Origin of the sequence: Halorubrum sp. 2020YC2 (assembly GCF_018623055.1) — an archaeon.
Classification (GTDB): domain Archaea; phylum Halobacteriota; class Halobacteria; order Halobacteriales; family Haloferacaceae; genus Halorubrum.
Map to the genome: position 1 here is coordinate 1,962,858 of NZ_CP076019.1, position 12,144 is coordinate 1,975,001.

Annotated in this window: 10 protein-coding genes; 4 read left to right on the top strand and 6 right to left on the bottom strand. The window is 60.4% G+C overall.

Annotation, left to right across the window (positions count from 1 at the left end):
* Positions 1-11: 11 nt before the first annotated feature.
* Positions 12-734 (top strand): competence/damage-inducible protein A, encoded by a 723-nt coding sequence (locus KI388_RS09820; protein WP_215086463.1) that lies wholly within the window; start codon positions 12-14, stop codon positions 732-734.
* 525 nt (positions 735-1,259) lie between these two features.
* Entirely contained in the window at positions 1,260-2,384 is a 1,125-nt protein-coding gene (locus tag KI388_RS09825; protein WP_215086464.1) for an ATP-NAD kinase family protein, read from the top strand.
* A gap of 187 nt (positions 2,385-2,571) precedes the next feature.
* Here the strand turns inward: KI388_RS09825 and KI388_RS09830 are convergent, their stop codons facing one another.
* From KI388_RS09830 to KI388_RS09840, 3 genes are all read right to left on the bottom strand, one after another.
* The gene (locus tag KI388_RS09830) at positions 2,572-4,230 is read right to left on the bottom strand and encodes an ATP-binding protein (RefSeq protein WP_215086465.1); all 1,659 of its coding nucleotides are present in this window, start codon (positions 4,228-4,230) and stop codon (positions 2,572-2,574) included.
* 194 nt (positions 4,231-4,424) lie between these two features.
* Positions 4,425-6,023, bottom strand: coding sequence for an ABC transporter permease subunit (locus KI388_RS09835; protein WP_215086466.1), 1,599 nt, complete (start codon positions 6,021-6,023; stop codon positions 4,425-4,427).
* On the bottom strand, positions 6,020-6,979 hold the full coding sequence (locus KI388_RS09840) for an ABC transporter ATP-binding protein (RefSeq protein WP_215086467.1): 960 nt from the start codon (positions 6,977-6,979) through the stop codon (positions 6,020-6,022). The genes KI388_RS09835 and KI388_RS09840 overlap by 4 nt, the downstream gene beginning before the upstream one ends.
* Positions 6,980-7,099: 120 nt before the next feature.
* On the opposite strand from KI388_RS09840, the gene KI388_RS09845 reads away from it, so the two are divergent.
* Positions 7,100-8,071 (top strand): DUF3592 domain-containing protein, encoded by a 972-nt coding sequence (locus KI388_RS09845; RefSeq protein WP_215086468.1) that lies wholly within the window; start codon positions 7,100-7,102, stop codon positions 8,069-8,071.
* Positions 8,072-8,085: 14 nt separating this feature from the next.
* Here KI388_RS09845 and KI388_RS09850 read toward each other — a convergent pair whose 3' ends face one another.
* Positions 8,086-8,298 carry a hypothetical protein gene (locus KI388_RS09850; RefSeq protein ID WP_215086469.1) on the bottom strand — a complete coding sequence of 71 codons (213 nt, stop codon included), beginning with the start codon at positions 8,296-8,298 and terminating at the stop codon, positions 8,086-8,088.
* A 917-nt stretch (positions 8,299-9,215) separates the two neighbouring features.
* Positions 9,216-10,103, bottom strand: a complete 888-nt coding sequence (locus KI388_RS09855; RefSeq protein WP_215086470.1) for an ArsR family transcriptional regulator — start codon at positions 10,101-10,103, stop codon at positions 9,216-9,218.
* Positions 10,104-10,211: 108 nt separating this feature from the next.
* Here KI388_RS09855 and KI388_RS09860 point away from each other — a divergent pair, with 108 nt between their 5' ends.
* Positions 10,212-10,970, top strand: coding sequence for a CPBP family intramembrane glutamic endopeptidase (locus KI388_RS09860; protein WP_215086471.1), 759 nt, complete (start codon positions 10,212-10,214; stop codon positions 10,968-10,970).
* Position 10,971: 1 nt separating this feature from the next.
* Here the strand turns inward: KI388_RS09860 and KI388_RS09865 are convergent, their stop codons facing one another.
* Positions 10,972-11,202 (bottom strand): hypothetical protein, encoded by a 231-nt coding sequence (locus KI388_RS09865; protein WP_215086472.1) that lies wholly within the window; start codon positions 11,200-11,202, stop codon positions 10,972-10,974.
* Positions 11,203-12,144: the final 942 nt, after the last annotated feature.

A 12,144-nucleotide genomic window follows, 5' to 3' on the forward strand; every position in this document is an offset into this window, starting at 1 on the left:
TTTTATTCCGTATGAACGCCGCCGTCGTCACCGTCGGGGACGAGCTCCTCGTCGGGGACACAGAGAACACGAACGCCACCTGGCTCTGCGACCGCCTCGACGCCCGCGGGGTCAGGGTCCGCCGGGTGACCGTCGTCCCGGACGAGGTCGCGGAGATCGCGCGAGTCGTCAACGAGTACCGCGCGGAGTACGACGCCGTGCTCGTCACCGGCGGGCTCGGTCCGACGCACGACGACGTGACGATGGCGTCCGTCGCGGCCGCGTTCGGACGCGACCTCGTGGAGAACGAGGAGGCGGCGGCGTGGCTGGCCGAGCGGGGGTACAGCGGCGGCGACCTCGCGGCGGAGACGACGCACCTCCCCGCCGACTGCCGGCCGCTCCCGAACGAGGCGGGGGTCGCGCCCGGCGCTGTCGTCGAGTCCGTCTACGTCCTCCCCGGGGTTCCGGGGGAGATGAAAGCGATGTTCGAGTCGGTCGAAGACGAGTTCGCGGGGACGCGGACCCACGTGCTCACCGTCGACGTCGACGAGCCGGAGAGCGAACTGCTCGACCGGATCGCGTCGCTGCGGGAGCGGTTCGACGTGCGGGTCGGGTCGTATCCGGGCGAGGTCGTGACCGTGAAGATCACCGCCGAGGGCGAGGCGGAGGCCGAGCGCGCGGCGGCGTGGATCCGCGACCGAACCGACGCGGTCGAGGAAGGAGAGGCGGACTCGGTCGAGAACGAGGGCGTCTGAGCGCCCCAGCGTCGAGCGGCGGCTCGGTCAGCGGTACAGGTACGCGACCCACACGACGACGAGGGCGAGGCTCGCGAGCAGGACCGCGACCGCGGTCTCGGTGATCGGCAGCGGCTCCGTCGCGACGGCTTCGAGGATCATGTCCCGGAGTTGTCTTGGGGGCGTCTTAAGCGTTGATTCTCGAACGGGGCGAGCGCGGTTCGTCCCGCCGCCACGGGGGCGGCGACGGTCCCCGCGACCGCGTCGCGCCGCGCGAAAACGGGACCGGACGGCGTGGGCGTGTGGCAGCTACCGCGGAAGGGATCCAGTCCCGGTGAGACGAGCGGATCGCGTGGCCGATGGCGGGCTCGCTCCACCGGCGCTTGTCGTGAGGAGCGGACGCCGATTGGTTCCCGTGTCTCCTTGTTGGGGGGCTTTATGTCTCGACCGGGTCGGTGGCGGGGCTCCGGGGTCGCCGGGATGGGGGACCGGCGCGCCTCGGTCGGACGCGTCTCGCTTAAGGGGCCGGCGCGGTGAACGTCGGGCATGCACGTGGGGATCGCGGTGAACCCGGTCGCCGGGATGGGGGGCCGCGTCGGACTGAAGGGGACCGACGGGAAGGTGGCCGAGGCGGTCGGGCGCGGCGCGGAGCCGCGGGCCCCGGACCGGGCGAAGCGGACGCTCGACCGGCTGGCCGCGGTCGCCCCCGAGACGACCGTCTCCGTCGCGGCCGACCCGATGGGCGAGTCCGTCGTCCGCGAGGGGGGCTTCGACCCGGTCCGCGTCGTCGACCCGTTCGACGGCGATCCCCCGGAGCCGACCGAGACGACCGCGGCGCACACCGCGGCGGTCGTGCGGGCGTTCGCGGGGACCGACGACGCCGACGCGTCGAGCGAGACCGGCGGCGACCCCGTCGACCTCGTCTTGTTCGTCGGCGGCGACGGGACCGCCGCGGACGTCGCGGAGGCCTTGGAGGGCACGGACGTGCCGATGCTCGGCGTGCCCGCCGGCGTGAAAGTGTACTCGTCGGTGTTCGCGGTGTCGCCGGAGGACGCGGCCGAGGTCGCCGCGTCGTTCTCGCGGACCGAGCGCCGCGAGGTGATGGACATCGACGAGGACGCCTACCGCGAGGGAGAGGTGAACCCGACGCTCCGGGGCGTCGCGCACGTCCCGGTCGCGGACGACCTCCAGTCGTCGAAACAGACCGCGAGCGGGACCGTCGAGTCGCTGGCGGAGGGCGTCGCGGCGGACGTGCGCGAGCGCGGCGGCGACGGCGTCACCTTCGTCCTCGGTCCGGGGTCGACCGTGGGCGCGATCAAGGACGAACTCAGCTTCGAACCGTCGCCCATCGGCGTCGACGTCTGGCGCGACGGGGAGGTGGTCGTCCGGGACGCGACGGAGGCGCAGATCCTCGACGCGCTGGGCGAGGAGAACGTGATCGTCGTCTCTCCCATCGGCGGGCAGGGGTTCGTCTTCGGGCGCGGGAACCCGCAGATTTCGCCCGCGGTGATCCGGCGGTGTGACCTCCGGATCGTCGCCTCGCGCGCCAAACTCGACGACGTGCGCGCGCTCCGCGTCGACACCGACGACCCCGAACTCGACGCCGAACTCGCCGGGTGGGTCCGCGTCCGCGTCGGGAAGTTCGAGACGCGAATGATGAAGATCGTCTGACGCGGCCGGTCGTTCGCGCGGATCGAAGGCGTAGATGCGAAGCCGACGTTGGAACGCAGCCGGAGAGCGGAAAGGGGTTAATTCATGAAAAATATTCGTATATATCTACAACGGCGCCCGTGCGATGCGGAAACACCCTGAGCTCTCTCCAGTCGAAGCACATAATAGATAATATTACTTATATATTTCACGGGTCTGTCGGCCTCGACTCGCTGCTCCCATGAAAACGAACCACTACGGTAGTGCCTGTGGTGCCAGTAGACTGGAACTCAAGCTCCGCCCCGAGTTGGCTTACCGCCCAATTGACGAACCAAAGTCCGACACCAAGTCCGTGTTCGAGTTGCGTTTCGCTCGATTCGGTCAGTAGGTCACGCTCTCGGTCGGGGATCCCCGGACCGTTGTCCGCGATTCGGAGCTGCGGGACGTCATCAGCAGTCGTTTGAACCTCGATGTCGACCCGTGCGGGATCGTCTGAGTGAACGATGGCGTTCTCGACGAGTTCAGTCATGAGCCGACGTACAACAGTCCGATAGGTAGTAAGGTGGAGCCGCTCCGGCGCGGTGACTGTGACACTACTTTCCGGGTAGTCATCTCGCGCTGTCGCAGCGACCTCGTGGGCGACAGCAGCAACATCGACCGTCGACGGAGCGCCGACGCTATCGGTCATGACTGCTTCGGCTTCCCGCGCTTTCCGACTGACTGAGGCGAGGTCTGTGGCACTACTTCGAATCGCTGTACGATGTGTATCGTCTGCTACGTGGTCCGCGTGGGCTAAGATCACGTCGAGTTTGTTCCGAGCGTTGTGTCGCAACACTCGATTAAGTACTGAGAGTCGCTGCTCACGGGTTCGTTGGTCGGTCACGTCTCGAAACACAATTGTCCTCGCTACCGGCTCCCCACCGTCGTCACTCGTGTCGCGTTCGACGTCGGAGACCGTGAACTGAAACTGACGCCGTCCCTTGGTCGTTTGTAGCGAGACGACCTCTGTGGTGCCCGCCGATAGGTCGACTCCGCCGATACCGTCAACGGCCGCGTTGAGTGGCGTCCCGACTACGTCTCGTGTCGTCCAGCCAAACAAGCCTTCAGCTGTTACATTGGCGTCGAGGATATTTGCTTCCCAGTCCACGACGACGACCGCTTCCTGAAGCGATTCAACGACGCGTGACCGGGCGACATAATCCGCCTTTGGGAACCCTGTCAACACCGGGTAGCGTTGGACCGCGGCGGTGAGCAGGACTCCCGAGACCAACAAACCGCCCGTGACGCCGTCGATGATGGAACTCCCGTCGAGCCAGCCACCAACAATGTATGGTGCTGAGACTGCTCCGAGCTGGATCCCGACCTGTGTCCTCGAAACGCGTCCGTGGTTCCACCCGTACCTGAGGAAGAGAAATGCCGCGTAGACGTAAATCAGGAACATCAGGGATATCTCTGTGCCGACGAGTGACGCCAATGACCGACGTATCTCTTCTCCCGTTGGGTCACCTTCGAACGTGGCTACTGCACCGCCCAGCGGGAGCGCGAGGAGAACGAACAAAGCGCCTCGGAGGCGGGTGAATCCCGTCTCTCGGCCGATGTACCCCAGCACATAGACCAACCAGATCGCAGGGAGAAAGACGATCGGAACGATCTGTGCGATAGCAGCGAAATTCGATCCGACACCCCACGCATTCGGAAACTCAGAGATCAGGGAAAGAAGCGCCCATACTAACAGACTACTAGTCAGGAGCGCAAAGGGAACCGCGTTTGGCGGGGATCGGTCCTTCGTCGTTTGCCATGTTACCCACGAGAGGAGGCTTACGACAACGACATCAACGGCTACCGACGTTCCTAATGAGAATAGCATCGGTGGAGAGCCATTGCTTTCGGATTTCTAGGTAGAACTGCGTTGAACCGTCGGCCGGTTACAGCGATCATTGCGGTTGATTACGTTTGTCGTTCGAGTGATTCAGCCATAACTTCGTTGTCTCTGTTACCAGCCCGGAAACAGTAGTGTGATGAGAGGTGTGGCGGACTCTATCGGTAGTTGTCACTTCAAATTCATTTCTGAGTTTTTCGGCTTCGTCCGACAGCGGCGGCGATCAGCAGAAGTACGGTCGCAATCGCTATCCAAATCGGTGTTCCCCGTGCGACCGTTTCCGGATGCGCGGGGATGAAATCGAGGGAATAGACTGCGTTCATCGGCCCGAGATACCACAATGAGAGGAAAAGCACCTCAAACACTCGTGACGTACCGAGCAAGACACCGCTTGTAATTGCGAGTGCCGGTATAAAACAGGCACCGATAAAGACTGCGCCAACGGTAGTGAACTCGCCTGCCAGAACGAGCGCTACGAGGACCCCGGCCCCAGAGAGAAGTGCGATGGAAACGCCACCGATGTACGTGGCCGCAAGTTGTCGAAGTGGATACGCCGAAGTGAAGACTAATTCACTAGTCCGGTAGCGTTGCTCTCGGACGCCGAGCCCTGCCCACACCGAGAGACCGAAGAGCCAGGCTACAGGGAGGACAAAGCTTCGGGCGGCGCGTATCGGTGTGAGTAGTCCGGCAACGATACAGCTCCCGACCCCGAGATACCACCACCACCGCTGCCCTCGAAGCGCGATACGCATTTCGGCGGTTAGCATTCGACGGCCCGGAACCCGACTCGGACTCGGTGAAACCGGCTGGAGATTGATCTCAGATGGGTGTGTCGTCACCTCGTCGGCCGGGGCACGTCGATTCGTGGTTCCGTCCTCGTCAGTTTGAGATCTATCCTTGTCAAAGAGTGTCTCCGTTATCCGTTCGAGGATCCCAGGCGAGGGCTCGAATCTATCGAACGCAACTGCGGCACCGACTAATCCAATACCGGCTGCTGCTAGCGTCGGACCACGACTAAGCAACTCAGCTGCTCCCCACTCGATGCCGTTCCACGTGAACATCGTCACACTACCAGGATCGCCTGTGAACGCGAACGAGCGATTCTCAAATACGGTGGGGTCAGCGCCCGCTGCTTCAACCATACTGTTCCGGACGACCGCCAGTCCGGTGGGACCGTACGTAACGCTGGACCCTAGCGACGCGATGCCGAATGCGCCGAGGGCGCCGAAAAAATAGAGCACAGAGCCGAGCGTCCCTCGGAGCGACCGGAACGTCTCCGTCAGCACCGCAACCGCGGCGACGAGCGTCATCGCTGGCAGCGTCAGGAACACGAACGGCGAAGCAAGCGCCCAGAAATCGAATGTCCCAGTTCCGTGAAGCGCGTAGGCAGCGACGGTTGCCAAGGCGAGAAGCGCAGTTACTAGCGTGAGCAATAGGAGGTAACCGAGCCATCGGCCAACGAGATATGTTCCGTTACTGATTGGAGATGTGGCGACAAGCTCTCCGACCCCCGTCTCATCTTCTCGGGTTACGGCTCCACGCACCAATGTAAACCCGAACACAAACAGCAGAAAGGTCCCCATCGTGGCAACCATTCCACCGAACCACGCCGCATTTTGAACGCCGGTGTACTCTCCGGCGACGACCAACTGCGTCGTGTCTGACGTGAGCGATTGGGCAAACCATGCGATGAGAACCGGGATTACGAGATACTTCGGCGAGCGTAGGCGTCGTCGAAGATCAGCAAGTGCCACCTGAACGGCTTTCCGACCGACGGTCACCGGTCATCACCCGGGACAGCCTCAGCCGACCCACCCAGCAGATCGAGATAGGCTTCTTCGAGAGTCGGTGAGACAGCAGTTGCGTTCCGGGGCGGGTCTTCTGTCACGATGCGTGCGTGGACGCCGTCGCTTCGCCTCGTCGTCGTGCTTGTGAGGTAGTTTGCCTTGACAGATTGGAGTTCGTTCTGTGAGACAACGACCTCCCAAACGCGGTCAGTAACCTCATCGAGCAATCGCTCTGGTGTTGTGTGAGCACGTAGCCGTCCGTCCGCGAGGACTGCTACTTCGGTCGCTGTTGCTTCAACGTCAGAGACGATATGCGTCGAGAGGATGACAACGCGGTCGTCCCCGAGTGATGAGAGGACGTTCCGAAACCGGACGCGTTCTGCGGGATCCAAGCCAACCGTCGGCTCGTCAACCACGAGAAGGTCGGGATCCGTCAACAGCGCTTGAGCGATCCCGACGCGCTGACGCATTCCGCCTGAGAACCCACCCAGTCGTCTCTTGCGATCCTCACGAAGGTTGGTAAGATCGAGTAGGTCGTCGATACGGTCACGGGCTTCCTCCCGTTTGAGCCCCCGGATCGCCGCGAGGTACGAGAGGAACTCCTCGGCGGTGAGCTCCGGATACACACCGAAGTTCTGTGGGAGGTAGCCGACGTTCTCTCGGAGCGTGTTCGGAGAGGCCACGACATCAGTCCCGTCGAACGTAATCGTGCCTTCTGTCGGGGCGAGATACGTCGTGATGAGTCGCATCAGCGTCGACTTCCCAGCGCCGTTCGGACCGAGAAGACCCACCACACCCGGTCCGAGTTCTACCGACACGTCACGAACGCCCCAGAGGTTGTCGTACTGCTTCCCGACACCGTCAAGATAGAGTCGTGGACCGCTTGCTGTGGTTTCGTTTGAAACGTTGTCCTGAGCGGCTGCTGTTGGAGGGCTTTCTAGCGGGGCCATTTGTCTCTCTCCGTGATCCTCTGTTGGTATCTGTTACTGAAATAAAAGTTCTCACTAGCGTTGCTACTGTTGAAACACTCCGTTTACGCTTACTTGTTCTCTCAAAAATGTCCGAGCAACATGCAGCGTACCGTCCGTGGAGTGGCAGTCACGGTTACGCCGGTGATCCTTATCGCGCTCGTCCTCGGACTCGGTATCGCCGGGTATGGGGGGTATGACTACGTCCGGCAATCGAACGCCGTCGATGATGCTGTCGCTGTGGAGACGACTGTCGTCGACGCGGAGATTACCAGGTCTGAAGGGCGTCGCTTCTACTATCGCGCCTCAGTCGAACATACCTACGAATATCAGGGGGGAGAATATACGAGCAAACAGGTGTTCCCGGGCTCAACGAGGCCGATGTACACCGTCCGGGGCGACGCTCAGCGCGTTATCGAGCCGTACGAGCCGAACGTGACGGCGACGGCCTACGTTGACCCCGACAACCCCAGTAGAGCATTTCTCGAACGACAAACGACGTTTGCTCCGTTCAAATTCATCGGTTTCGGGGGCCTTCTGGCACTCTTGACAACGCTCCATGCGATCGGCGCGCGTAGTCCCGGCCAAAATACGGGGATCCGTCAGGCGAGCGAGCGAGAGCCGACTCGAAATGAGACGGCGTCCGGCGTCCAACGGAACACGTTGTCTCGATTTAGCAAACGTCTCATGTTGTTCACACCGGCCGTTTTCCTCGTTTCTCTCGTAACTATGGTGGCGCTTCTCTTGAGCTCTGAGGAGTCGTCGATACGGGTCAGTCTGACTACCCCGGTCGGATTCGCGTTACTCGCGGCCCTTCTGTCGGCACTCGGGTTCTTACTCGGGCTCACGCTCTATGGCATCTGGTCGGTTACCGAGTACGGACGACTCCGTGAGCGCATTCCCGACCCACGGCCACCGAGCCCGTTCCGGCATCCGTCGCGTCTCGTCACAATCCTGTACTCCCGCGACGAACTCGACACCTATGGGCGCCGAGTGAAACTAACCGGCTTTGTGTTTACTCTGATCGAGTTCCTCGTCGGTCTCCTCGCGTTCGTCCTCGTGACGGCCTCGTAAGGACGAACGAAAAATCAGCGTGATCGATACAGCGAGACGAGAGAACCGACGGACAGGACCGCACCGACGAGCAATAACGCGGCGCCTGTTCGCGTTGAGTCTGTAATTACCGTCGTCCCAACCGCCGCCATCACGGTTCCGATTACAGCCAGTAGAACCTTCCATACTGCGTTGGGGACTAACTCCAGCAGCATCTGAAAAATGAACTCAAAGATGTCGTCTATCATGTCGATTACTCACCGTGTCGTTGGGCGGTTCGACAGTTACCAGCAGCGCTGATTGTTCCGTCCGCCTGCTTCTTCTTAATTCCGTATTCGCTATTTCAACCTCTCCAGATGTTGAGGAGTTGTGTCAGGACACAAGGATCAGTATTTCCTGTGATGAATGGTTTCCACGATGCCCGCCACGAGTCTCGAGTACTCACAGAAAGCGGTCGATGTGGCACAACGCTATCTCAGGCGCGAACGTTCACTCAGCGCGCTTGTGGTCGTCCTCGCGGTGTCGATATTCCTCAGCACGTATCTCGTAGCGTCATTGCTCCCGGGTGCTCTCGTCGCAGTCATCGTCCTTGTTGGTGTCCGGTTTCCCGTTCTTCGGTCAGATGGGACGTTCCGACTTCGAACTAGTGACGGCCTCGACACTGTCATTGACGTTTTTGCTGGGTCGGTACCGCCGGTCCTCGCAGTTCAGTAGGGTGTAGCTGATGAGGTCTCCACGGAAGATGACGCGGCGATGTACTCCGTTTCGTGCCTGTTCGGACTCCGATCGGCCGACGTGACTGTCCAAACCGAGACGAGTTCGGCAGCGGCCGACGAGTCTGTGAGTGAGTCAGACGTCACCGTTAACGACCAACCGTGGGCGACGTACACGTCGACGGTTAGCAACACGGCGAATACACTACCGTCGATGTTACGTACACCTCGAATCGGCTGTTCGGACGACGACGCGTCCCACAACGGCTAACGGCGAATCGGTACCGCGATGAAGCGCTCTCGGTTCAGGGCGATACCGTCGTCACATGACACGCACGCTTCGGTCTCTAGTCGTTAACCGACGTTCCCCGTCCTGGAGGTGTTTGACCCTGCCCCCATAACGGCTCTTCGTGTGGAGAAGTCGTTTCGGCGGTCCCGGTCGCGGCGATACGTCACAACCGTCGCGAATCGAGAACGGCACAGCCCTCGTTGAGGTCGACAGCAAGCGCTTCATCGTCGAACCTGACCGTGACTCGTGCTGCCGGCGTCTCGCCTTCGGCAAGGCAGACGTCGCTGACTTTCGCTAAGTCGTGCGGTCCGATCTGAGCGTCGCGCGAGCCGAGCCCCTGCTCGGCGTACAACGTCTCGACGGCGTGGTGGCCGAGGACCGTGTGTGCGATCGGAATCGGGTATGACACCCAACAGGCCTCACATGACGCCGTTCCGTACGGCACGTCGTCGTAGAGATACGCCTCGGGAACAGAATCGCGAGGAAACGACAAGCCTGCTTCGCCCCAGCAGTGAGGACAGATTCCATCGCGTAGTAACCGGACGTCACACGCGTGCTTCCGCAGTGAAGCGTCGATAATCTCCTGTAACGTTCGCGTTTCCGCTGCCTGTGGTGGCGCCGGATAGGCGACCGCGGCACCGTGGTCCGGACAGCCGATGGATAGCCGATGGTCCCGGTAGGCTGCGATCAGGTTTCGTTCGCAGTATGGACAGTCATACTCGGTCTCCTGTCGGTCGGTCGCTACTTCTTCGTCATCGGCTTCTTTGTCGTAACTACCGGCGCGGATTGCGCTTGCGATTTCAAGAGCGGCCACCCGAGGCTGATACTGCCCATCGACCTTCCTGATAAATGTCTCTTGAAGCTCAGACAGGTGATAGCTGAACCGACTGGTATCCTCGACGCCGACTTGGTCACGTAACTCGGAAAACGTCGGCCACGCTGAGGACCACGCCTCCTCGTACTGGTCAGCGAGTGTGAGCAGAATCCGAATCCGCGTTTCGTCGGTCAAGGCCGCGTGTCTCGCTTCGCGAACTGAGTCGGTGTTAGACATCGGTGCGTTCACTCGTGTTGCGGTATGTGATATGATCTGACCTGTCGCTGATTCAACTTAACGGTTATCCAGATAACACTTACAACTCACTACGAACTGTCTGAGGGTGTGGTTGAATTACCCTCCACCCTGACGACGTTTCAGGACCGACTCGACGACGAAACCGGTATCGCTCGCACGGGAGTGTTTCTCGCACTCATCGTCTCAGTAACGATAGTCCTCAATTTGGCGGCTTCGCTCGTCGTGGTGACGGTAATCGGTTCAGACGCAGGTGGAACAGCGACCTTCATCGCGGGGACCGTCGGGACTGAACTCTCGTTTTTACTCGTTGGACTGAGCTATCTCCGATCTCGTAGCGCGTTTCGGCTGGGGGTTCAGGTACCCGATCGGACGACCGCTCCTCTCGTTTTTCTCGGACTGGTTGCGAGTTTCGTGACGGCATTTATCTCACTCGCAGTTACTGACGTTCTTATCCCGGCTATCGAACTCTCGCCTGGCTACATGGAGTATACCAATCTGAATACGCCGACTGGGATCGGGCTTCTCCTCGCTGTGATTCTGTCGCTAACTGTGATCGGCCCCGTCGAGGAGTTCTTCTTTCGTGGGGTTGTCCAAGGTCGGCTCCGATCTGCGCTCCGTCCACGGAGCGCGATCGGGGTCGCCGGACTCGTCTTTGCGCTGTTTCACGTGTACCCTGTCCTGCTCCTATCACCACCGGCGATCGGTGTCGCTCATATGGCGGCCTACTACTCGCTGATGGGCGGTATCTTTGGCTGGGTGTATCACCGGACCGATACCCTCCTCGGGCCCGCGCTCGTCCACGGAACGTTCAACGCGGTGATATTCACTATCCCGTTATGGACCTGATTCAGTCACTATCGGTGAAATAGCCCTCGAGGGGCACGTTGATCGTGATTGAGTAGTCTGAAACGGCAGGAGCCCTCCCGAGTCCAGACAACGCGTAGGCGAGACCCAGTACTGCGAACAGCACGGCTATTACCATCGTCGAGTTCACTACTCTGGTTGGGTTCGTTCGGAGCCACGGTGTGACCCGGACGACGGCGTTTTGAAAACTACGGGAGAATATCTCGATTCTCACAATTAGCGTAATCGACATTATCGAATAAATCGCCACAAAAGCAGAGCACCACAGAAATCCAACGATTCGCGCTGTTCGCCCTTCATACGTTGGCATATACGCTCTATTGGCTCTGTTGAAATCCTCAAAGAGTTACACGTTCGCCGTATAATTCGACGAGATGAAGGCCCCCGAAGTCGCAGATTCTCCGTCTTACACTAGCGACCGACAGTGTCGGTAATCGAATGGTAACCACAGCTCCGAATACGGTGAGTAAGATGATTATTGACATCCTCCCCGCGCTGAAGCGCGAGGGTTCCCACGGCACCGTCCCGCTGGGTTGGAATGGTTACGGTTTGTAGCGGCCTTGGAAGGCGGCTACTGGCTGTGCCAACCAAGCGTTGCTCCTATCTCGGTGGGATTCAGAGATACTTCTGTTGACTGCGCCTCGGGATCCACAGCAGAAAGGGTATTTTCTGCGTGGAATCGGGGACTCCCGATATTGTCCGATTAACTGGGCGGGCAGACCGCCTCGGCTAGCTGTCAGTACGACAATCGATTATGTAAAACAGCCGACCGAAGCGGTGGTCGCGGTTGATGTGGAAGCGTGTCGGATTCATCCCCGCGCTAAAGCACGGGGCTTTCTCCTTGATTCTCCGTAATTTGCGTCATTATGCGCTCCGTCGGCTCCGGATACATTCTCGGTTCGGACCGGCCCATGTCGGTCGGCCTTGCGATTGCTGGCATCGTTCTGTTTCAACTGAGCCGTGTCTGGCGGTATTTCATTGTGGACCAATCCTACAGAGAGAAGTCACCGACAGGTCGGATGGCGTTTGTGTGCGCTCCGCTCACCGAATCGTTCCTGCTGTTGGTGTCCGTACCCGCCCCCCTAACGTTGGTTTTGGGCGGTATCGCTTTCACAATCGATAGCGACCGCAGCTCATTGCCTGTATTGCTACTGTA